Source organism: Myxococcus virescens, from assembly GCF_900101905.1.
GTDB classification, from domain to species: domain Bacteria; phylum Myxococcota; class Myxococcia; order Myxococcales; family Myxococcaceae; genus Myxococcus; species Myxococcus virescens.
The window spans coordinates 106,291-125,956 of sequence record NZ_FNAJ01000008.1; the positions used below are offsets into that span (position 1 = coordinate 106,291).

The 19,666-nt window shown below is 68.9% G+C and carries 27 protein-coding genes; 16 read left to right on the plus strand and 11 right to left on the minus strand.

Annotation, left to right across the window (positions count from 1 at the left end; translation table 11 throughout):
• The first annotated feature begins 96 nt into the window (after positions 1 to 96).
• The 9 genes from BLU09_RS22850 (at position 97) to BLU09_RS38855 (ending at position 7,753) form a co-directional block, all read left to right on the plus strand.
• Positions 97 to 2,706, plus strand: coding sequence for a DnaJ-like cysteine-rich domain-containing protein (locus tag BLU09_RS22850; RefSeq protein WP_090491629.1), 2,610 nt, complete (start codon positions 97 to 99; stop codon positions 2,704 to 2,706).
• A complete protein-coding gene (locus BLU09_RS22855; protein ID WP_090491630.1) occupies positions 2,699 to 3,178 on the plus strand; it encodes a hypothetical protein in 480 nt (159 codons plus the stop codon). Before BLU09_RS22850 ends, BLU09_RS22855 begins: the two co-directional genes overlap by 8 nt.
• Positions 3,171 to 3,746: a phiTE_072 family protein gene (locus tag BLU09_RS22860; protein WP_090491631.1), complete on the plus strand. Its 576-nt coding sequence runs from the start codon at positions 3,171 to 3,173 to the stop codon at positions 3,744 to 3,746. The genes BLU09_RS22855 and BLU09_RS22860 overlap by 8 nt, the downstream gene beginning before the upstream one ends.
• On the plus strand, positions 3,739 to 4,560 hold the full coding sequence (locus tag BLU09_RS22865) for a hypothetical protein (protein ID WP_090491632.1): 822 nt from the start codon (positions 3,739 to 3,741) through the stop codon (positions 4,558 to 4,560). The genes BLU09_RS22860 and BLU09_RS22865 overlap by 8 nt, the downstream gene beginning before the upstream one ends.
• Positions 4,547 to 4,921 (plus strand): DUF6283 family protein, encoded by a 375-nt coding sequence (locus BLU09_RS22870; protein WP_090491633.1) that lies wholly within the window; start codon positions 4,547 to 4,549, stop codon positions 4,919 to 4,921. Before BLU09_RS22865 ends, BLU09_RS22870 begins: the two co-directional genes overlap by 14 nt.
• Positions 4,918 to 5,139, plus strand: a complete 222-nt coding sequence (locus BLU09_RS22875; RefSeq protein ID WP_090491634.1) for a hypothetical protein — start codon at positions 4,918 to 4,920, stop codon at positions 5,137 to 5,139. The genes BLU09_RS22870 and BLU09_RS22875 overlap by 4 nt, the downstream gene beginning before the upstream one ends.
• The gene (locus tag BLU09_RS39475; protein WP_244171952.1) at positions 5,139 to 6,215 is read left to right on the plus strand and encodes a hypothetical protein; all 1,077 of its coding nucleotides are present in this window, start codon (positions 5,139 to 5,141) and stop codon (positions 6,213 to 6,215) included. The genes BLU09_RS22875 and BLU09_RS39475 overlap by 1 nt, the downstream gene beginning before the upstream one ends.
• Positions 6,197 to 6,628, plus strand: a complete 432-nt coding sequence (locus tag BLU09_RS22885) for a hypothetical protein (RefSeq protein WP_090491635.1) — start codon at positions 6,197 to 6,199, stop codon at positions 6,626 to 6,628. The genes BLU09_RS39475 and BLU09_RS22885 overlap by 19 nt, the downstream gene beginning before the upstream one ends.
• 315 nt (positions 6,629 to 6,943) lie before the next feature.
• On the plus strand, positions 6,944 to 7,753 hold the full coding sequence (locus BLU09_RS38855) for a phage antirepressor KilAC domain-containing protein (protein ID WP_147093060.1): 810 nt from the start codon (positions 6,944 to 6,946) through the stop codon (positions 7,751 to 7,753).
• Between the two features lie 15 nt (positions 7,754 to 7,768).
• Here the strand turns inward: BLU09_RS38855 and BLU09_RS22895 are convergent, their stop codons facing one another.
• Positions 7,769 to 8,134, minus strand: coding sequence for a hypothetical protein (locus tag BLU09_RS22895; protein ID WP_090491636.1), 366 nt, complete (start codon positions 8,132 to 8,134; stop codon positions 7,769 to 7,771).
• Between the two features lie 72 nt (positions 8,135 to 8,206).
• Between BLU09_RS22895 and BLU09_RS22900 the strand changes: the two genes are divergently transcribed.
• The 6 genes from BLU09_RS22900 to BLU09_RS22925 all read left to right on the plus strand — a co-directional run bounded on the left by BLU09_RS22900 (position 8,207) and on the right by BLU09_RS22925 (position 12,164).
• Positions 8,207 to 8,419, plus strand: a complete 213-nt coding sequence (locus BLU09_RS22900) for a hypothetical protein (RefSeq protein WP_090491637.1) — start codon at positions 8,207 to 8,209, stop codon at positions 8,417 to 8,419.
• A gap of 1,179 nt (positions 8,420 to 9,598) precedes the next feature.
• Positions 9,599 to 10,240: a cupin domain-containing protein gene (locus BLU09_RS22905; protein WP_090491638.1), complete on the plus strand. Its 642-nt coding sequence runs from the start codon at positions 9,599 to 9,601 to the stop codon at positions 10,238 to 10,240.
• 10 nt (positions 10,241 to 10,250) lie between these two features.
• A complete protein-coding gene (locus BLU09_RS22910; protein WP_143043173.1) occupies positions 10,251 to 10,511 on the plus strand; it encodes a hypothetical protein in 261 nt (86 codons plus the stop codon).
• 36 nt (positions 10,512 to 10,547) lie between these two features.
• On the plus strand, positions 10,548 to 10,862 hold the full coding sequence (locus BLU09_RS22915; protein WP_090491640.1) for a hypothetical protein: 315 nt from the start codon (positions 10,548 to 10,550) through the stop codon (positions 10,860 to 10,862).
• Between the two features lie 31 nt (positions 10,863 to 10,893).
• Entirely contained in the window at positions 10,894 to 11,736 is an 843-nt protein-coding gene (locus BLU09_RS22920; RefSeq protein ID WP_090491641.1) for a hypothetical protein, read from the plus strand.
• Positions 11,733 to 12,164 carry a hypothetical protein gene (locus BLU09_RS22925; protein ID WP_090491642.1) on the plus strand — a complete coding sequence of 144 codons (432 nt, stop codon included), beginning with the start codon at positions 11,733 to 11,735 and terminating at the stop codon, positions 12,162 to 12,164. Before BLU09_RS22920 ends, BLU09_RS22925 begins: the two co-directional genes overlap by 4 nt.
• Positions 12,165 to 12,474: 310 nt before the next feature.
• On the opposite strand, the gene BLU09_RS22930 is transcribed toward BLU09_RS22925, so the two are convergent.
• Positions 12,475 to 13,185 (minus strand): DNA-methyltransferase, encoded by a 711-nt coding sequence (locus tag BLU09_RS22930; RefSeq protein WP_090491815.1) that lies wholly within the window; start codon positions 13,183 to 13,185, stop codon positions 12,475 to 12,477.
• Positions 13,186 to 13,310: 125 nt separating this feature from the next.
• On the opposite strand from BLU09_RS22930, the gene BLU09_RS22935 reads away from it, so the two are divergent.
• Entirely contained in the window at positions 13,311 to 13,535 is a 225-nt protein-coding gene (locus BLU09_RS22935) for a hypothetical protein (protein WP_090491643.1), read from the plus strand.
• Between the two features lie 48 nt (positions 13,536 to 13,583).
• Here BLU09_RS22935 and BLU09_RS22940 read toward each other — a convergent pair whose 3' ends face one another.
• From BLU09_RS22940 to BLU09_RS22980, 9 genes are all read right to left on the minus strand, one after another.
• Positions 13,584 to 13,796: a hypothetical protein gene (locus BLU09_RS22940; RefSeq protein WP_244171953.1), complete on the minus strand. Its 213-nt coding sequence runs from the start codon at positions 13,794 to 13,796 to the stop codon at positions 13,584 to 13,586.
• A gap of 17 nt (positions 13,797 to 13,813) precedes the next feature.
• A complete protein-coding gene (locus BLU09_RS22945; protein WP_090491644.1) occupies positions 13,814 to 14,323 on the minus strand; it encodes a hypothetical protein in 510 nt (169 codons plus the stop codon).
• 67 nt (positions 14,324 to 14,390) lie between these two features.
• Positions 14,391 to 14,915 carry a transglycosylase SLT domain-containing protein gene (locus BLU09_RS22950; RefSeq protein WP_090491645.1) on the minus strand — a complete coding sequence of 175 codons (525 nt, stop codon included), beginning with the start codon at positions 14,913 to 14,915 and terminating at the stop codon, positions 14,391 to 14,393.
• A gap of 40 nt (positions 14,916 to 14,955) precedes the next feature.
• A complete protein-coding gene (locus BLU09_RS22955; protein WP_090491646.1) occupies positions 14,956 to 15,288 on the minus strand; it encodes a hypothetical protein in 333 nt (110 codons plus the stop codon).
• An 89-nt stretch (positions 15,289 to 15,377) separates the two neighbouring features.
• Positions 15,378 to 15,827, minus strand: a complete 450-nt coding sequence (locus BLU09_RS22960) for a hypothetical protein (RefSeq protein WP_090491647.1) — start codon at positions 15,825 to 15,827, stop codon at positions 15,378 to 15,380.
• 110 nt (positions 15,828 to 15,937) lie between these two features.
• Entirely contained in the window at positions 15,938 to 16,516 is a 579-nt protein-coding gene (locus BLU09_RS22965; RefSeq protein ID WP_090491648.1) for an imm11 family protein, read from the minus strand.
• A 3-nt stretch (positions 16,517 to 16,519) separates the two neighbouring features.
• A complete protein-coding gene (locus tag BLU09_RS22970; protein ID WP_186817993.1) occupies positions 16,520 to 17,260 on the minus strand; it encodes an AHH domain-containing protein in 741 nt (246 codons plus the stop codon).
• Positions 17,261 to 17,345: 85 nt separating this feature from the next.
• The gene (locus tag BLU09_RS22975) at positions 17,346 to 17,756 is read right to left on the minus strand and encodes a hypothetical protein (protein ID WP_090491650.1); all 411 of its coding nucleotides are present in this window, start codon (positions 17,754 to 17,756) and stop codon (positions 17,346 to 17,348) included.
• Positions 17,753 to 19,657 carry a carbohydrate-binding protein gene (locus tag BLU09_RS22980; RefSeq protein WP_090491651.1) on the minus strand — a complete coding sequence of 635 codons (1,905 nt, stop codon included), beginning with the start codon at positions 19,655 to 19,657 and terminating at the stop codon, positions 17,753 to 17,755. Before BLU09_RS22980 ends, BLU09_RS22975 begins: the two co-directional genes overlap by 4 nt.
• Positions 19,658 to 19,666 lie beyond the last annotated feature (9 nt).

Genomic DNA, 19,666 nt, shown 5'->3' on the forward strand with positions numbered 1-19,666 from the left:
ACCGCGCCCAGCCCCTGCTGTCCTCTCGCTGTACCCGAGGTGCCTGCGATGACGACGTGCAAGACGATGGAGAGCGCGGTTGCAGAACTGCGCAGGATGGCGACGCTGGAAACCTTGTGGACGGATGGCCAGTGGCGGGACGCCGTGGGGGCGCTGCTCGCGGCACTGTCCGCCCAGCAGCCCCCGCCCACGCCCGAGGAGGCGGCACGGGATGTGGCGAGCGTCATGGCTGCCGTAGAGGAGGCGCCCTTTGATGACGCGCGGCCCGCCTACAAGACCGACGCCGAAGACGCCCTCTCCCGCCTCGCCGCCCAGGCCGCGCGGGTGCCGGGGCTGGAGGAGCAGGCGCAGGCCGACAGGTACGCGATTCACGGAGCGCTGATGTGGTCCGGAGCGTGGCCCCTTGGCGTTGAGAAGCTGAAGCCCACCCGTCACGTCTCCGCCCTGTTGGAACGCCTGACGCAGGCCGAGTCCGAGCGCGATGCGGTCCGAGAGGAGTTGAAGCGGGAGAAGTCCCTCCGGAAGACGTGGGCAGACAACGTCCGGCAGGTGGAACTCGTGCTCGGCTTCGACCGGCCAGACGGCATGACGCTGAAGGATGCCAAGGACCACATGGCCGGGGTGTCCACCCTCCGCGAGCGCGTGGCCACGCTGGAGCAACGCACCTTCGCCGCCGAGGGTGAAGTGCTCGAAGCTCGGAAAGAGCGTGACGCTGCTGTCCGCCGTGGGGATGAAGCCGCCGCCCACTGGAATAGCCTCGCGGATGGCTGGCAGGAGACGGCCGGAAAGGAGCTGGCGCGCGCCGACACCGCCGAGGCCCGCGTGCGGGAACTGCTGGACCTGCTGCGCAAGCACGCGCGGCGAGTCCGGTGTCCGGACTGTGAAGGCATCGGCTCGCGGACGTGCAGCACCTGCGAGGGGGACAAGGAGTGCTTGCCCCCAGAGGTGACGGCCGCTCTCGCCTCCCACCCCGCGCCCACCACCGGGGCGAAGTGCTCGCATTGCGGTGGCAAGGGATACGACGTGGACACGGACGAAGAGGGCGGAACCCAGAACGAGACGCACTTCCCGTGCTCGCGCTGCAAGGGCAAGGGACTGGAGCCCTCCCCCACCCCGCCGCCCGGGCTGCTGGAGGCGGTGCTCGCTGCGGTGAACGCCGAGCGCTCCGGATGGGACATCGGAGGCGACCGAAGCGAGGCCGTGCATACGGCCTGCACCAACCTGGAGAACCGCATCCGTGTCGCCTTCGACGCCGCGAAGGGCGGGGAGGTGCCGAGCATCATCGTGGAGGGCGCCCAGCGTCCCAATGACGACCGAGCGCCCACGTACATTCGTGCCGAGTTCCGCGAGTGTCCGGCGTGTGCGGCAAAGCCCGGCAGCCCGGCCCTGTGCCCGGAGTGCCTGGAGCGCCGCGAACTGTTCGCGTGTCGCGAGGGCGCCGCGAAGTACCGCGCGGCGGTGGAGCGGGCCCGTGATGTTGCAACACTCGCGAAGGTGTCTTTCGAGGCGTGGCGCGAACACCGGCGCCCTCCCAGCAAGTTGACCGAGGATCAAGCACAGGCAAGCGCAGTGGCGCGGCATGTCCTCGGCCTCGACTCCTCCACCCCCAGCGAGACGCTGGACAAGGCCAGGGTGGTGGAGGTGCTGCGCAAGTGGCTGCCTCCCACTCACGCTGTCTTCGAGGACCTCGGACTCGACACGCCACCGACCAGGCCGGGAGTCGGGGAGCCCCCCTCCCGTGACGACGTGCTCAACGCCTTCGCCGTGGAGGCGGACCCGGCCGGCGCGCTGGAGCGCTACCAGCGCGAGCACCCTGCCCTTGCCGAGGACCTGGCGGCGCTGTTCCGCGAGGTGCTCCAGCCTCTGGTGGAGCAGGAGGGCCCGCTGGCCGCCGAGGACGAGGCGCTCATCGACAAGGTGTGGACGCAGCACGCCGCCATCAAGCCGAAGCCCACGGTGGACCTGTGGCCCACGCTGACGGCCTTCTCGGCGGAGATGCGCCGCCTGCTGGACCACCACCGCCCGCGCAAGGGTGGCCGCGAGGGCTGGGTGCGCGACATGCCCGCCGCCCTCCTCCGCCGCGTCCAAGAGGAAGCCGACGAGGTGGAACTGGGCCTTGCCGCGCGTGTCTCACCGGAAGTGCTGCTCGCCCGGTGCGCCGACGTGGCCAACATGGCGATGATGACGGCCGACGCCTACGCCCACCAACGCGCGCGGATGACGCCCGTGCCCGCGGTACCGCTCATCGAAGGCCCGGTTGACGAGCCTTCCGCGACGCCCGATCTGCACGCCGAGCACTGCACGCCGGACGAGTGCAAGTACGGCGAGGGCCGGGCGTGCACCATGTGGCATGACCCGGCGCTGGAGGGGAAGCCTCCGCAGCGAGTGGTGTGGGAGGACAAGGACGTGCGGGTTCTCGCCAACGGGACGTTGCTGATTTTCGGACCGCATGGCTGGGGCCAGCCCCTCACGAAGACGATGCGCCTCCAGCGCCTCGCCCGCGCATTGGCCAAGGCGAAGTTCGACGCTCGTCTCGCTCGCGCCAGCCTCGCGAGCAGCGAGGAGGCACTCCGCCAGAAGGACAAGGCGGTTGCCGAGGACACGCGGGAGCGGGTGGCACGCATGGTGGAAAACGTCGGGCTCAAGAACCTGGCCTCTGTCATCCGCGCCGCCCCCCTGCGCGGGAAGGCGGTGCGCCGTGGGTAAGCGCACGTTCGCCGCCGGCACGACGGTGGCCGTTTCCAAGACGGAGGCCGAAATCAAGGACCTGCTCCGCAGTCGCGGGGCCACGCGCACCGCCTTCGCCGAGGAAGAGGGCCGCGCGGTGGTGCTCTTCGACCTGCAGGACAGGCGCGTGAAGTTCACCATGCCCCTGCCCCTCCCCGTCCACCGCAGCTTCACCCACGACAAGCGCGGGAAGCAGCGGACCCAGGCCGCCGCCACCCGCGCATGGCAGCAGGCCTGCCGCGAGAAGTGGCGGGCCCTCCTCCTCACCATGAAGGCCAAGTTCGTCAGCGTGGACAACCAGGTCGAGACGTTCGAGGAGGCCTTCCTCGCGCACATCGTCACGCCTAGTGGGAAGACGGTGGGGCAGCACGCCTTGCCCGCCGTTGCCGAGGCGTACCGCACGGGCACCATGCCCCCGCTTCTGCCATCCGGAGAGGTGCACCGTGGCTGAGCCGACCGTCTACCAATACCGGCTGCGCACCCCGAAGGGGCGTTGGATCGCAGACGTCGTCATGCTCAGCGACGGCTACTTCTCTGCCGTCTCCAACTGCGGCGGCTATGCCTACCGGTGGGGAAGCCCGGGCAAGGAGTTCCGCGCCTTCGTCGCCGACCTGGAAGATGACGCGGACTACCTGTGCAGCAAGCTGGGCCGGGCCACATGGTGGGATGGCGCCGCCACACTCAAGGGCATCCGCGAATACATCCTTGAGTCTCGGCGCAAGAGCGGCTGGACGAAGGCGCGGGCCGCCCAGGAATGGCAGACGCTGGCCGATGCCCTCTCCCCCTACAGCGACAGCAGTCCGAGCGAGCACGACGAGATGGACGTCCACCAGTTCCACGACTGGTACGGCGAGACGAAAATCGACGATGGCTACGAGTTCGCGACGTACGACTACGAGCCGCAGCTCCGCGCGTTCTGCCGCGAGGTGATGCCAGTCCTGGCCGCTGCCATCCGCGAGCAGCTCAAGGCCGAGGCCGCAGCAGCCCCTGCGACGGGAAGCGAGGTGGCCCATGGGTGAGAGCACTTCCCCGTTCACCATCAAGAGCGCAGCGCCCAGAAAGACGCGCATCCGCGACCTCGTCAACGTCTACAGCAAGGCGTCATGCCGGGTGTGGCTCACGCTGGACCGTCGCACGTTGGAGTTGGTGGAGGCCGATTCGCTGGGCAAGCCGATGGACGTGGGCACCCCTCCTGAGTGGCTGACCTACGAGTTGGAGCAGGACGGCTGGGACAACCTGGTGGACTACCCCTATCGCGAGGCGGAGCGCGTCGGGTGGGCACTGGCGTGCGGCATCGCGCCTGGCCAACCCTTCCTCGTCGAGGTGGACCCGCCTGTGCACAGCACGCACTGGACGGACTGTGGCTACGAGTACGACACGGACTACAGCTCCGAGCTCGTCCGCGTGACGCCGCTGCCACCGGAGGACGTGGCCCGGCGCTGGGAGGTGTGGCTGTGGTGGGCGGCGCTGGACTGCGACGCGCGCGAGCGCGCCGCCGCAGCCCAGAAGGCGACGACGGAGGCACAGCGCGCGCTCGCACTCGCGGACCCGTCCGCGCTCTTCATCACCTCTGACGTCTACTTCGGCCCCCGCGATTCCATCGACTACATGCCGAGCGGCCTTCGCATCTACCTCAACAGCGCCCACCTTGGCCGGGGTGGCGGCGTGCTCGTGTCCGGCGAGGACGACAGGGGCGACCCGGGCAAGGCATGGGCCATGTTGCTGGAGCGCGCGGCCACGGTGCTGCCCAGCGTGCGGCCCGACTATCTCCGTGCGCTGCCGTGGCACCGGCCGCATATCAACCGGGAGGAGGTGCGCAGTGGACTGGACTGATGAGTCGCACCGAAGCCCCTGCGCGAAGTGTCCGTACCGCAAGGACGCGCCCCTTCGCCTGTGGCACCGGGACCACTTCCGGAAGCTGCTGCGCGACGATGAGAACGAGGTCGGCGGCCCGCTCTACGGTTGCCACAACGACGGCAAACGCCCCCGGGAGGAGGTGCGCCCCTGCGTCGGCTGGCTGCTGGACCAGCGCCGCCGGGGCACGCCTTCGATTCAACTCCGGCTCGCGCTCGTTCGGAACAAGGTGGCGCAGGACATGTATTCGCGAATCAGCAACGCGGGGCTCCGGCTGTACACATCCATCCAGGCGATGTGCCGTGCCAACGGAGTGCGACGCAACGGAGGTGCCAGGTGAGCGCGCGCCCCATTGAGGTGACGGTGCTATCCCCCGCGGGCGAGCCCCTCGGCACGTGGACGGGTACGCCCACCAACGCCCTCTGGCGGGCCACGCGCCAGACGCCGCGACTCACCGTGTCTGGTGCCACGCGCCCGTGTGAGCGACACGGCGAGGGCTGGGCGTTGCGCCTGCAAGAGGGAGAGCGCCCGCCCAAGAACAACGGGAGGGCCCGCTGATGAGCGCCCCCCTCGGAGGCTCGTACCGGTACACGCGTGAGGGGCGCGGCGTGTTCCACTTTCCCCTCGCGCGGCCGTGGACATGGGCGCTCACCCATCACGGCATGTGGTCGGTGTTCGTGGCGGACGTCGAGCCCGCACGCCAAGGAGTCCCTGCCCGGCGCCACCCGCTGCACCCGCCCGCCGAGCTCATGGGTTGCTGGCTGGCCATCTACGCGACGCAGGAGTACGACGCCGAAGCGGTCCGCTGGCTGCGCGAAGCCCATGGCTTGGAGGTGCCCGCCGGTGACGTGCTGCCGGCCGACAGCTACGTGGCCGTGGCCCGGCTCGCCGAGGTGTCCACGGTGGGCAATGACTACCGGGCATTCGGCCGCGACCCGTGGTGGGCGCCGCGCAACGCCCCGTTCTGTCGGGGCACCATCGCTTGGTGGCTGGAGGAGATTCAGTACGTGGAGCCGCTGCCGTCCGCGCCCGCGAAGCGCCTGGCGCCGGTGGACCCGGGGCTGGTGCCGGAGTTGCGCGAGCGGATGCGCTTGGCTCGGGACAAGCTGTGGCGCCCGGAGGTGTACGCAGTGCCGGCATCCCTTCCCACCCTCCCGGCACCGCCGCCGCGAGCCATCATCGACGACAGGCCGGTACCGCCCATGCTCGCCGTACCGGAGCAGCTCGGCCTGTTCGGCGAGGCGCCCCAGCGCGAGGAGTCCACCACCAGCACGCCCCTCATGCAGGAAGCCCCACCGGCAGAATCCCTGCCCGAGGCAGCCGTGCACGTGGACGTGTTGGACACCCTGCACCAACTCCAGCCGCCCTGCCGCACGCCGCCCGCGGTGCTGATGGAGGGTGCCAGGCGCGTCAGGGCGCTGCTCGCGGACGGCAAGCCGCACGAGTGGCGCGAGCTGTGGGCGGTGGCCACCATCGACCCGGCACGAGGCAGCCTCGCCTATCGGGTGACAGAGGCGCTCGCCGTGCACGGCCCGCTGCTCCCCTGGAGGGTGCGCACCACCGGCACCTGCAAGGGCGACGGCTATGCGTGGTTCACGCTCGCGGAGGACGTCTCGTGCTCCGCCACACCCTGACGCACGCGCTTGAGTCTCTACGCCACCGGGTGGCGGCGGGCTCGCCCAGCCTGACGGCGGCGCTCCGCTACGTGCAGCTGTCGGACAGGGCCCGCGTCGAGTTGGACAAACTGCTCGACGCCACTCGCTTTGAGGTGCCGTGCGAGCAACTCGCGTCCCCCTTCGCCGGCCGCGAGGGCCAGGTGCCCACGCGCGCGCTCGTGAACTGGGTGGAGGCGAAGAAGGCCGTCTCCCACTGCGAGGGCCCACGCTCCGCTGGAGGACTCGGGCTCAGGGGCTGGGAGGACGTGGGCGGACTGACGCGCCTGGAGGCGGTGGGCCTGCTGACGATGGCCCTGGAGCGGCTGGAGCGCACGCCCGAGGTGGGCGTGGGGCCGCTGTTCCCGGGGCTGAACGGTCCGGGGCTCCGTTGAGCGCTACGTTTTGTGCACCTCGCGAACACCCTGAGTGACGCAACCCTAATCGAACATGGGGCGGCCGAATCCTTGCCACAATCCCTTTCATAAATTACCGCAGACTGCACGCCCTATGCCATGGCGAGCACCGGATCTCGCGTTGACACACTGTATCTGCCCCCATAGTTTGTGGCTGGTTGATAACAGACCTACCCGCAATCGACGCAAGTGATTGTGGCAATCCCAGCCATCCGACAGCGTGTCGCCGTCTCAAGTCCACCCCGCGTCCGGTATCCGGTCGCGACCCACATTCTCGCCCCAGGAGAGTTGCGCATGTCGTCGTGCAAGCCGAGCAGTCTCACCATCAACGACGTGGTCGTGAATCAGGACTCCAACGGGCGCTATTGCCTCAACGACCTGCACCGGGCTGCGGTAGCCAGCGGCATCAACGCCCGGACGAAAGAACCGGGGAAGTTCCTTTCAAGCCCCCAGATTGTGGCCCTCGTCCATGAATTGACCGCCACGCTGGGCGATACCCAGATTCTGGGTATCGCACCTGTTGAGAGCATCCGCGGCGGTCCGAATCAGGGGACGTACGTCTGCCGAACCCTCGTCTTCCGGTACGCGGCGTGGGTGTCCGCAGCCTTTGAGTTGAAGGTCTACAAGGTCTTCGAGGATTACGTGGACGGGCGGCTCGTGCCCACAACCCCCTCCTTCCCTGTCCCAAAGTCCCTCGCCGAAGCGCTCCGGCTCGCCGCCGACCTTGCCGACAAGGTGGAGGCGAAGGACCGGCAACTCGTCGCCCAGAAGCCTGCGGTGGAGTTCCTGGACCGCTTCGTGGAGGCGAAGTCCACCAAGGGGTTGCGCGAGGTGGCGAAGGTGCTCGGGCTCAAGGAGAAGGACTTCGTGGCCCGTCTCGTCGACGACGGCGTGATGTTCCGCCAGTCCGGGCGCCTGCTGCCCTCGGCGGAGTACCAGCACCGTGGCTACTTCGAAGTGAAGACGGGCGAAACCAGGGGCTACGTCTACGCTCAGGTACGCTTCACTCCCGCGGGCATCGCGTGGGCCGCGAAGCGCTACGCCATCCCCGCCGAGCCCGGAAGTCCCTCTTCGGCACACCGCTTGCCGATGGCCCCCTCCTGAGTGCGCCCGCAGCGGCTACCCGTCCACCACCAGCCAATCGCCGCGGCAGGTGGAGCACTCGCGCCTGGTGAGTCCTGGCACGGCCACCACTGTGGTGATGCGCGCCTCATAGGGCGAGCACTTCCCGCAGCCCTCCGCCATGGCGCGCACCGGAAGCGTGTGCTCGTGCGGAGGGAGGCGCAGCATCTTGAGCCACTCCTCCACCCAAGCCGCGCTCACCTTGAGGTCCAGCGTGTGCTCCGGGCCCTCCACCACCAAGTTGTGCTGGAGCGCCAGCCAGTACAGCCGGAACAGGTCGGTGACGCCCTTGAGCGCCGGTCCTCGGGCTGCGGCCTCGCGGCCCAACTGCTCCAGGTGCCGTTTCAGCTCCTCGCGTGTCACGGGCGGAGAGTGCCACGGCCCGGCAGGTGGCGCGAGCAGACGGCCATGTCCACCTTCTCGGCAGGAGGCCCCATGCCCTGCTCCCGCCTGCCCGTCGTCCGCCAGCACCTCACCGCCGCGGCCGTGTCCCTCTTCGCGGAGGCCGTCCAGGCTGACGGAGTGCCACCTGCCCGCATCCAGCGCGTTGCCCTCCTGGTGGATGAGGCCCTGGCCGAGCTCGATGCGCCAACGGCCCCGGCGGACGTGCGCGGACCGGTGCCCGAGGACTGGACAGGTGCGCATTGACGCGCGGAATAGCGCACATGGTATGCCTCACCGCTGCCATGACTATTCCCTCACTGCTAAAGCTCCCCGTCCGCATCCTGCCTACGGGACTCTGCGCGCTGACATTCCTGGCGCCAGCCGCCTGCGGTTCCTCAGACCCCGCTGATGACAGGCCCGGTTCGACCCGGGGCACAATTTATGGGGATTACAACGACGAGTGGAGAGAACACTTTCCCCCTTCTTCCTCCGTCAATCTCGAAGGGCAATACGTTCCACCGGACGTACATCTTCTCCGATTCTGCGGCCACGCTGTAGGAACCCCCGAAAATATACCGGGGACCTCTGATTCGCTTTGCTACACCGTGCACCTCGAAAAGACTGTTTTGGGCACCGGCCCAACAACCTTGTCCATCGACGGACACATCGAGGTCTCTGTTGCAGGAAACGACAACCAGCCGCCGCCCACCTTCGTCCCCCGTGGGAGTCATTCGGCGAGTGTGAGGCGTGCCTGGGTCAAATCCAGCTGCGACGGTGAACACTATTTCGACAACCCCGTACGGCAGGAAGTGACTGGGACGTTGGAGCTCAGCGTGAACACGGCAAAGCGGGTGTCGGGCAGATTCAAGATTGAAACGTCCGGGCGAGCCGCAGGCCCATGTCCGACAAACAGAACCCGTGCCGACCTTACGTTTGACAACTCCATACAGCCCTCCTTCGACTGAGTTGCCACTCAATGAGCGTGCACGGAAGAGCGAAGCCTGCCATTCCATGCACGGGCAGAACGCCATGCGAGCCGCTCGGTCTTCATAACGGTCGGCGAGGTAACAACCGCCGCGCCTCGCGTCCTACTGGCGTGAGCACTACCACCTACCGCTGCCCAGGCTGCGGCGCCCAACTCGAGCGCCGTGGCACCCTCCTCCTCTGCGTCAACGACGGAGCGCACCCGCAGGACCGCAGCACCCGCGCCTACCACGCTGGCCGCCACGGGCGCCTCGTCCCGGCGTCCCAGGCAGCTGCGCCCGCTTGGCGCGCCGCCGTCGCCCGGCTGACGGGTGAGCCCGAGTAGGTGCGGATGCCCTCACCCTGGGGAGGTATGTCACCCGCGCGGAGTTAGCGATACTGCTATTGACGCCAGTAACGATATCGCTATATTTCTTCCCACGACGGCGGCGTGACGCCGCGTCGAAAGCGGGGGGCGCCATGGCGGAACGAATCGTAGAGGCCAACTACCCGGGGTTCTGCTCGGCGTGCCGGACGAAGTACCCCGCCGGCACGCAGGTGAAGAAGGGCCCCTCGGGCAAGTGGGACCACGCCGAGTGTCCCGCGCCAGCCTCCTCGGCCCAGGACAGCACGGCCCGTGCGGCCCGGCACGACGCCCTCTACAACGAGGGCCACGCCGGCGGGGGGTACAACCCGCACCAGCGCGCCGACAACGAGGTCCGCGCGGACGAGTTGGAGAGGGACGGTCGTGTCGTCGCAGCCGGTGGTGGCCACCGTGTGACGGTGCTGGGCCTTCGTGCGGATTGCCTCACCGGCTCCGCGGCCCAGGTGCAGTGGGGACGGGAGGTGCGGGCGAACGAGGTGCGCGGAGTCCTCAACAGCCTCGCCGAAAGGGCCCGTGGCCGTGCGCTGCCGGAGGCTGACGTGCTGGGGCTCGCAGGGGCGCTTCAGGCGGTGCTGGCGCTGCCGGAGACGCAGGCCGCCCAGTGGTGGATTGACCGCCGTCCGCAGCGAGGAGACGCCCTGGGGGCCGCGCTGCGCGACCAGGTCCGGCAGGTGTTCAATCCTGCCGCCGCGCCGCCGGAACACCTGCGTTGCACCATCGAGCCGCTCGGGCTCTAGGATGGCGCGCGTGAGCGACACACCTACCAAGCGCAGCCGCACCACGAGAGGCACCATTGTCCGGCAACTGCCCGCCCGACTCACAGCGCGAGCTGACAGCGCCGTCCAGTTCCTCGCCGCGAAGCTGGGCGAGGAACCCAGGCACCCCGCCCTGGAAGCGTTGCTCGACGGGGAGGAGTACGCCGCCTCGGCGTCGGGAGCGCTGAACCTGGGGGTCGAGGTGGTGGCTAAAGCACTGGGGTGGACACCGCCGACCGAAAACGACACGTGACTGGGCTCGCCAATCGCGGGCCCGAGTGGAGGCAAGATGACGACGATGCAGTGGATGGCCGTGGCGGACAACGTGAAGCACGAATTCCAGGCGGCGGGCCTGTTGGCCGCGCTCTCCCACGCCGAGGGATGGCTGGGCGAAGCAGCCAACCGGACCACCATCGAGGTATGGCCGCTCCACGACTGGGACGCGATGCAAGAACCCGAGGACCCGTACCGGTCGCCGGTCGCCAAGGTCGTTCGGGGCGCCGGGGAGAACTGGTGGCTCTCCAGTCACGAGGAGCCGCTGAAGCTCGTCGGCCAGCCGGCACTCACCGAGCTTGGCTCCGCCTACGCGTACGATTTGAGCTGATGCGCTGGACGCCGCCCAAGGACTACGACCAGTGATTGGCCTTGCCGAGCTTGTAGCCGAAGCCCTGTCCGCGCTGCGCGTTGCGCCCGCCGAGTTGGACCTAGTGCCCTTTCGCCAGCGCGCCCTCCTCACCGCCCAGGCGACGTGGGACGAGGGGGCTCCGATGAGGGCGCCTCCCCTCGTCAACGTGGCCGGACTGGCGCTGGCGGGAGGCGCAGGCCTCGTCGCCCATCAGGTGCGGCCGGCCGCGGCACAGCATGTGGCCGCGACGGACCTGCACTCCCTGCCCGACTCCCCGCCCGAGTTCCTCCGCCGGCCGTGGCTGCTGGAGGTGCGGCGGCCCTCGGCAGGCGAGCGCCTTTTCGGCTCCACTTTCGCCCTTGGCGGGTACCAGCTTGAGGGCACCACGTACCTGCTTGGCCTGACGGCGGCGGGCGCGGCCAACGTCGCCCCGTGGCGCCCGCAGTGGACGGGCGGCGACCTGGCCGAGGGCACTCGCCAGGACCGCTCACCGCTCATCGAGGACGTGGGCGAGCACCAGCAGTGGGCTCGCGACGCAGCCCGGTTTGCCGTCGTCTACGCCCTCCTCTGCGAGTCCGAGGGCTCGCCGTTGCGCGTGGACGAGGCGCGCAAGAGGGACGCCGTGGGCGGACTCCCGGTGCGCAACGTCTACCTGGACGGCGCGCTCGGCGCCTCCCCTGGCACCACCTCGCCGTCCGCGTCGGCAGCAGAGCAGGGCCTCGACGCCGAGCTGCGACCCGTGCGCGGCCACCTCAAACGCCAGCGACACGGGCCTGGGCTTGCGCTGTCGAAGTGGATTTACGTCTCCGGCTACTCCGCGTGGCGCTGGGTGCTACCAGGAGGCACGTTGTGAGGTGGCGCGTCTCCCGGGGCGACGCCGTCCTCTACGAGGGTGGCAGTTGCGTGGAGGCCCACGCGCGCCTCGAGGGCAACGCCGAATTGCTCGTCCTCCTCCCCGGAGAGGATACTTGGCGTGCGGTGGACTCCTTCCTCTGGCTGGTGCTGGTGGAGGGCCCAGGCCTCCACCGGGAGCCTACGCTGGAGGAGGTGACGGCGCTGCTGCCCCAGGCCGGGTGGCGCGTGGAGACGCCCGACGGCCCGCGCGTCCTCCGCGTCGAGCCGCAGCCCCTCCGCGAGGGGTGGCGCCTCCGCGTCTCCTGCGACGCCGGCACCGACTGGCAGCATTTCGGGCCACTCCGCTCCACCCGCCGCGAGGCTGAGTCCGACAGGCGCGCGTGGCTGGCCCAGGCGTGGCTGGCCGAGGTGGAGCCGCGGCACTGAGGCGCTGTGGGACTGCGGTGGCATCACCTTGCGGCCCCCCACGGACTGGCGTGACGCCCCCGCTGGTACGCCTCCTGCTCTGCACGGCGGGCATGACCAGGAAACAGCGGGAGGCGCTCGCGCAGCGCCTGGGAGCGGCGGAGCGGGAGCTGCAGGCAGCAATGGCCGGGCTGGACGGGAGTCCGAAGGCAAGGACGCGATACGCCCACGCACGCGCGGAACACCAAGCAGCCGCCGCGCTGACCCTCCAGGAACTACAAGGCCCGGCGCCTCGATGGTTGCGCCGGGCCCGTGCAGTCACTCAACGGACTCAGGCTGCATCGCGTTCGCCCTCTCGCGAGGCCTGCTCCAGTCGGCGTGCCGCTACCTCGCAGTAGCGTTCCTCGAGATCGACGCCCACGGCGCGGCGTCCGAGTTGCTGCGCAGCGACGAGGGTGGCACCGGTGCCGGCGAACGGGTCCAGCACCAGGCCGCCCTCGGGGCACGCGCGGGACACCAGGAAGGCCATCAATTCGACGGGCTTCTCGGTGGGGTGCGTCCGCCTATTCGGGGTGACGGGCGCGAAGGCCGGCAAGACTGCGCCGTGTCGCTTCCCCATCAGCGGGCGGCGCTTCGCCCCGCAGGCGTGAAGCACCACCTCGTAGTCGGGCGCGAAGCTTCCCGTGCAGTCACCGGTACCGCCACGGTTTTTCCACCAGATGAGCGCGCCCTTTGATTTCAGGTGCGGCGCCATCGCGTCGTGGAAATCCGGCCATGAGGCCCAGTGGCAGAAGACGAATGCATGCGCATCGTCGGCCAGCATGGGCGTCGCCGCGGTGAGAGCCTGGCGGAACACCCGCATCCCCTGGCGTGCGCCGTCAGCGCGGATGTTCGCTGCACCCTTTGTCTTGGGCTGCCATGCCATTCCGTAGGGCGGGTCGGTGAGGAGCAGGTCCGCGGACTGAGACGGGAGGTCCAGGAGCTGCTCCCGGCAATCGGCGTGGTACAGCTTGACGGTGTCGTTCTCGTAGTAGGGCTTCACGTTGTCGTGCTCGTTGCGCTGAGGGTAGGACTGCAACTTCAAGCGCAATGCACGTGCGGTGCCGCTCGTCAGTCGGTCTGACGCTTCGCTATCCTCCATGGCCTCACTAACCCAGGGGGATGTCCATGTCTGAGGAGCAAGACGAGAAGGAGCGGTTGCTCAAAGAGTACCGAGAGGCCCGTGCGGAGCTGGCGGCTGACCTGCAGGTGTTCACGGCCCTTGACGCGCTCTCAAACTCCAATCGCGCAGGCCTCGCAGGCTCTGCTCGGGACCTCGCGAAGAGTCGGCTTGAAAAGAGCCGAGGGAGGTATGAGCAGGCGGTCGGCGTACTTGACCAAAAGCGACTCTAGAGAGTGCCAGACGGCCCGCCCCGGTGCATTGGAGCGGGCCGTCTTTCCTCACCAGCCGAACGTGTAGCGGGCGCCGATGCCAGCCATCCGCTCGCGGGCGTTGGCCTCAGCAAACCCGAACAGGCCCAGGTTCGGCGTAAGCCTCGCGCCCAGCTCGCCGCGCGCGTAGGCGCCGGAGAGGCGGGACACGCCGGCCTGGGCCTCCAGGTAGCCGGTACGGACGGGGACGTGAGACAACACCCCGTCCAGCCCCGCGGCCACGGCTCGCCGCGGGGCATCTAGGGGCCCGGCGCCACGACCTCCACGTTCAGCTTGCTCGAAGCAATGAGCGCCGCGGCGGCGGCGTTCGCCCGCGTCTTCTCCTCCGCCTTCTGCGCGCCGTGCATGGCGGAGAACTCCAACTTCGCGAGCGCCTGCTCGTGCGGTTTCAGCGGGCGCCAACCGTTGGCCTTCAGCCAGTCATCGGCCAGCTTCAGTCCCTTCGCCGCCTTGTCCGCGAAGTTCTCCTTCGGGTCCTCCGCCGCGACGTCCTCAACGATGTTGTACGCATGGTGGAAGGCCAGGGCGATGCGGCGCTTGCGCGTGGCCGTCAGCCAGGTGCCGGCGCCGAAGAGTCCGACCGCTCCGACGAGGACGCCCAGCGCGGTGCCGATGGCGGTGGGGGTGAGCAGCGAGTCGAGGATGGAGACGGACGTGCCCGGCTCCGCGGTGGTGGCCAGGGCAACGGCGGGCCCGGAAAGCACCATCGCCACCGAGGCGACGGCGAGCAGCTTCAGCTTCGTTTTCATGCGAGTACTCCTGGGACTGCGGGGATGCCCGGCACCGAGACGCCGGGCGGAACGAGTGCGCTGACGCTCAGGCGCCAGACGCAGCGGGTGTGGGCGCGGAGCCAGCGAAGCGCTCGCGCCGCGAGAGGACGTTGCTGGCGTAGTCCCGGCCGGTGGTGACGCCGTCCACGGCGGCCAGGCGCTGCGCGTCCGTGGCGTCCGGAGGCAGACGCGCCAGCGCGGAGCGCACCCGGCCCAGGCCCGCGTTGTAGGCGGCAAGAGCACCAGCCTCCCATCCATCCATGGAGTCGATGAGGCGGCGCAGGAGGCGGCAGCCGTACATCACGTTGACGGCCGGGTCCTGCCACAGCGGCCGGCCCAGGTCGTCCACGGCGCCGGCGAAGCTCTTGTGGGCGCGGTCGTCAATCTGCATCAGCCCGCGCCCGTGGCCGTGGTCCCCAGTGCCGCTGGGCCCCTTGGGCGTGAGCGCGTCGCCGCCCAGGGACTCCCTGTCCATGACGGCGAACACCAGCAGCGGGTCCAGGTCGTACAGCGCGGCGATGGGCTCCACGGTGGGGAGCCAACGCGAGAGGCGAGAGGGAAGCTGGGGCATGGGGACTCCAGGGGGAAGAGGACGTCAGGGGCTCAGTGGGTCAGGATGCAGAGTCCTGCGCGGACGACGATTGCTGCGCCGCGCGGACGGCGCGAGCCTTCGCGAGCCACAGCTCTCCCTGCGCACCGCGCTCCCAGACGCCATCCGCCGTCAGCGGCTCGCCGGTGAGGTCGGCGCACGTGCGCATGTAATCGAAGGCGCGCTCGTAACCGAACGGATGGATGGAGTGGCGGAGGAGAATCCCGAGCGACTCGGGGTTGCCTCCGTTCTTCTCGAGCATCTCTTCCGCCTCGGCCCGGAACTGCTCAACGGTCACCGGCGTCGTGTCGGGCACGTAGTCGTCAACATCATGCTCGTCTGCGGGCTGGGACATGCGGTGCTCCTGGGGGGCTGCGAGTGAAAGGGAAGCGCGGTGCGCCACCACCGCGAACGTCGCGGCGAGCGCGCGCGGAGGTCGAAGGCTCACGGCTTGGACCTCGCCGCCTTCTGCGGATCCACGAGGTTGGCCGCGTGCTGGATACGGAGCGCGTTGTTGCGCTCGCCCATCAGCGTGTGCGAATCGTGGGCTGCGCGGGCGAGTTGCGGACGGGCCTCGGCCTGCCACGTCTCCAGTGCCTTGAGGCGCAGGTCCACCAGCCGCAGTGCGGACTCGTGCTCGCCCACCCGGCGCAGATCCGCCTTGATGTCCTTCACGTCTGCGGCAACGGCCCCCATTTGCTGGACGAGGATGGGCACCTGACCGGCGTCCAGCCGCTCCTGCTCCAACGCCTTGAGCCGCTGCTCATGTACGGGCACCTGCTCGACGGCCGCCTCGTGCTTGGCATGCCGGCGGGAAAGCAGCGCATTGAGCAACGGCGCAGCGATGTTGCTGGCCGCGAACATGGCGAATGCGGCCTCGGGGGTAAGCTCCATGAAGCCGCATCGTCACGGGATGCGAGGACGCCGTCCGGTGAGCCCGGAGAATCGGCGGAACGCCGCTCTATCCGGTCTCGGCGTCGCGAACTGCGCTGCGGTGGCATTCGTCAGCGGAACGCCGACGAGTCTCCCCACTCCGTCACAGGGACGAAGCGCAGCCCTTCCGGCAGCGGCGACAGGGCGAGTACCCGCTCGACCACCGTCCGGTGAAATACGTGGACCACGGACTCGGCGAGGCGAAAGACCAGGCGCTCTTCGAGAGGAGTCTCGCCAAGCACCGCTTCATCCAGGAAGAGCTTGTCGAGGCTCAGCAGAGTCAATCCGCTCCGGGAGGTCTCAAAAATGGAGCGATTCCGGTCCATGCAGCGAATCGACCGCCACATGTGAACCAGCCAGTAGCGCAGCACAAAGTCCCCGACCTGAACGTCTGCGGGGACGAGCTGGACGCCGTGGAGGTCGACAGCCTCCAACGCCTCCTTCACCCTGGTGGAGACGACTGGCGCTGGCAGACTGTGGTGGTCCACCATGACCGGCCTGGGCGGAATGGGCTCCCCTAGCTTGAGCCTCACCGGCTCGTGGACCACAACGGGCGCGGGCTTGAGAAAGGGGAGGTACTCCTGGTCCCACGTCAGCAGCGGGTGCTGCTGGGACCGAGCGCGCATGAGGACGCAGTAGTCGTCTTGCATGGCCTACTCCCCCACCTGGAGAGGACGCCGCGCCAGCGCGGCACCGGTGTCACCATGACGTGTTCCATGCTTTCGGCCGCGCGGACACGCGCGTCGCGGCTTGTCCTGGATGCTCTCAACTCCAGCACAGCCGCTCCCCCCAGGTTGGTAGTCCAGCCCATCGGTCGTGAGCGTCCATTGGCCAGCAGCCACCTTCCGAAGAATCAATTGGCTCACATCGTCCAACTCAGCCGTCAGCCCGGCGGGGTTGGGGCAGAAGGCGCCACCAGCAGCCACCTGCGCAACGTGCGCAAGCAACCGCTTGACCGCTTCCGGATAGGCCAAGTCCATGTCGAAGGCCCACCCACCCGAGTGGGGACCGATGTGGATGGGGACATGGAGCTCGCACGCCACAGTCATGACCATGGGCAGCATGACGCCATTCTCGCGCCGGTTGATGTCGTAGCCGAAGTCACGGCAGAAGCGTGCCCACTGTTCGTCATCCGCCATGGCCTCCGAGCAGATGAGGTGGTGAGCCGCGATGGACCAGCGCCCTGTATACCAGGGGTGCTCCTTCGATTTGCGGCCCGCGAGGATGTTCCCACGTAACTCGGTGGGGTTCCCCAGGTGGTCGCCCCATCGCCTTGCGAGCGTGTGCCACGGCCCCCCGCAGTACTCGCAAGGTGGCAAGTCCAAATGCTGCGGCCATTCCTTGGGCTCGGAACCGAACGGCCGAAGAGGTACGCAACGAGAGATGGCGGGCATGCCCGGAAGCACACACCCAGCGCGCCGACTATTGAATGGCACGCGAGCGCAGGCGAACGCGCACTTTCCTACAGGACACCGCAGCTCACGTACCGGCGCCGATGCTCTCGCGCTGCCTCACCGCGCGGAGGAACTGCAAGAGAGGAGTCGGCGCCCCCAGCACCTCGAGGATTTCCTCCCGAGTGGCGAAGCCGCGCAGGTGGATGCCGTTGAGGCACCCGTCGCAGATGAAGTCAGCGTCCGTGGCGAGCCCCCACGCCGCGCGTGTCGCCGGCGGCACCATGGACACGTCCGCCATCATGTCCGCCTGCTGCCGCCGCCCGCATGGGCATGGCCGCAATGGGTTCTCCGGCTCCTCCACCTCCGTGGGCCGCAGAATCTCACCGGCTGGCCCGCGCGCTGGCTCGCCCGTCATGGCGCGGATAGACGCGGGCGCCGAGCGGGTACGCCGAGCGTCGAGGTGGTCCTTCAGCGTCTTCAGCTTCCACAGTGTCATGCGTCCAGGGCCTCCCAATAGAGCATGTCGCCCACGTCCGGCGTCTTCGAGGCGTATTGGTCCGTCGAGGTGCTGTAGGTGACGCCCGCCCCAGCATCCACGCTGGAGTGCCAGACGTGCGCGGTGGGATGGTTACTTCCCGGCGGCACGGACACGGACTTGATGCGCAGGCGCAGCCGGTCCGCTGCGCCCAGGCCCGGAGCCGCCGCCGTCAGTACCTCGCCGATGTGCGTGTTCACGGACTGCACCCAGTTGACGGTGTTGTTGTTGGAGTTGGCCCACAGGGTGGTTGTCGCGCGTTCCACCCAGGACTGCCCCACGTCCAGGCTGTCCAGCGCCACGACGATGCTTCCCTGGGCGGAGCCCGGCTCCCAGCTCCCGCCCGCCCCCATCTCGCCTGTGCGCGGGGGCGTCAGCAGGTAGATGGTGGCAGTGAAACGGAGCGCGTACTGGTCGTTCGTCGCCGGGGCGTTGCTGAGCACCACCTCCACCGTGGAGCCGATGCCGGTGGCGAGGTTGGCCGAGCTGGCGGGGTTGTTCGTCCGGGCCGTGACGATGCCGCCGCGCTGGCGCAGCCGAGCGCGCAGCGTGAAGCCACTGCCCCCATTCATGATTGCCTGGGTGTCATCGTACGTCGGCAGCGCCGCGTTGTAGGTCCCCGTCTCGCTGCCGCTGCCCGTCGCCCCCCACTTCGCCCGCGGCTCGTGCGTCAGGCCGCCGCGCAACAACACCATGGGCGTGTTTTGAAACGGGGGGTTGAAGGCCACATAGGCCCCGTGCGCGGCGAGCTGCGCTTGGCGCCCCTTGGCGATGGTACGCGGCGCCCCACTCCCATCGGAGATGCCCACGTTGTAGCTGATGCTCCCGTCCGGGTTGAGAGCCGTGTACACGCGCGGGGTTGCGGACTCATCGAAGACGTCCACCACTGCGGAGTCGAAATCCGTCACGCCGTTGCCCGCGTCCAGGTTGGCGATGAGCACCAGGGACACGTACCGCGTGGCCTGGTGCATGGGCCGGGGGTTGCGCGGGTCCTGCGAGGGCCAGTTCTCCGTGACGTTGGCGGACAGCCCCTTCACCCAGCCCGCGAATTCGCTGTACCCGGTGGACGCCGGCAGCACCGCCCCGGAGATGCAGTAGTAGTGCTGGCTGCCCAAGTCATTGAGGCCGGCCGCGTTCACCATGGTGACGCCGTCCGCCGCCCACCCGACGAGGCCGCAGTACACCGCCTTCCCGCCGGACGTGGGCTCCTGAAACTGCCGCACGCGGCAGCGCAGGCGGTACAGCTTCGACGGGTCGTACGGCAGCTTCACCGTGGAGTAAATCCACACCGCGTTGGTGCACCGCAGGGCGTTGCCACCGGAATAGCCCTGGCCGGAAACGAGGGACGCTGCCGGCGGCGGCAGGAGGGGGTTGCGCTCCCAGTTGCCCAAGTCGAAGGGCGAGCGCTCGAAGGACTCGGTGAATGCGCCCACGGCATTCCGGGAGGCCTCCTGTGCGGCCGCAGCGGGGACATTCTTCAAGTTCGCGGTGGCCAACTTCACCATGTCGGGGTCCGCCACCACCGCGCCCCCGAGGACGCGCCAGTCGCTCTGCGTGCCGTTGGAGTACAGGGCCTGGACGGCGCACTTCACCTCCACCGTGGAGGCCAGGCGCAGCGACACCACCGCGCGGCGCTCAGAGGGGCCCACGCGCACCGGCTCCAGGAGGTAGGTGTCCGTATTGTTGGGGTCGTCCCCCTCGTAGACGGCCACGCTGAAGCCCAGCAGGAGGTGCGCGGGCAGCGTCTCCACGTGCTCCCAGCGAATGTCAAAGTGCCGCGGCCGAAGCACGCGCGGGTTCGGCTCGCCCGGCGTGACGTCCACGTCGATGCCGCCCTGCAACTCTTTTTCGCGTGAGCGCATGCTTTGTCT

Coding starts and splice junctions, on each gene's coding strand:
- BLU09_RS22935 (WP_090491643.1), top strand. CDS start 13,311: ATGTCTGAGGAGCAAGACGAGAAGGAGCGGTTGCTCAAAGAGTACCGA.
- BLU09_RS22915 (WP_090491640.1), top strand. CDS start 10,548: ATGACGACGATGCAGTGGATGGCCGTGGCGGACAACGTGAAGCACGAA.
- BLU09_RS22945 (WP_090491644.1), bottom strand. CDS start 14,323: ATGAAAACGAAGCTGAAGCTGCTCGCCGTCGCCTCGGTGGCGATGGTG.
- BLU09_RS22950 (WP_090491645.1), bottom strand. CDS start 14,915: ATGCCCCAGCTTCCCTCTCGCCTCTCGCGTTGGCTCCCCACCGTGGAG.
- BLU09_RS22905 (WP_090491638.1), top strand. CDS start 9,599: ATGGCGGAACGAATCGTAGAGGCCAACTACCCGGGGTTCTGCTCGGCG.
- BLU09_RS22975 (WP_090491650.1), bottom strand. CDS start 17,756: ATGACACTGTGGAAGCTGAAGACGCTGAAGGACCACCTCGACGCTCGG.
- BLU09_RS38855 (WP_147093060.1), top strand. CDS start 6,944: ATGTCGTCGTGCAAGCCGAGCAGTCTCACCATCAACGACGTGGTCGTG.
- BLU09_RS22865 (WP_090491632.1), top strand. CDS start 3,739: ATGGGTGAGAGCACTTCCCCGTTCACCATCAAGAGCGCAGCGCCCAGA.
- BLU09_RS22970 (WP_186817993.1), bottom strand. CDS start 17,260: ATGCCCGCCATCTCTCGTTGCGTACCTCTTCGGCCGTTCGGTTCCGAG.
- BLU09_RS22960 (WP_090491647.1), bottom strand. CDS start 15,827: ATGGAGCTTACCCCCGAGGCCGCATTCGCCATGTTCGCGGCCAGCAAC.
- BLU09_RS22850 (WP_090491629.1), top strand. CDS start 97: ATGGCGACGCTGGAAACCTTGTGGACGGATGGCCAGTGGCGGGACGCC.
- BLU09_RS22955 (WP_090491646.1), bottom strand. CDS start 15,288: ATGTCCCAGCCCGCAGACGAGCATGATGTTGACGACTACGTGCCCGAC.
- BLU09_RS22980 (WP_090491651.1), bottom strand. CDS start 19,657: ATGCGCTCACGCGAAAAAGAGTTGCAGGGCGGCATCGACGTGGACGTC.
- BLU09_RS22900 (WP_090491637.1), top strand. CDS start 8,207: ATGCCCTGCTCCCGCCTGCCCGTCGTCCGCCAGCACCTCACCGCCGCG.
- BLU09_RS22965 (WP_090491648.1), bottom strand. CDS start 16,516: ATGCAAGACGACTACTGCGTCCTCATGCGCGCTCGGTCCCAGCAGCAC.
- BLU09_RS39475 (WP_244171952.1), top strand. CDS start 5,139: ATGAGCGCCCCCCTCGGAGGCTCGTACCGGTACACGCGTGAGGGGCGC.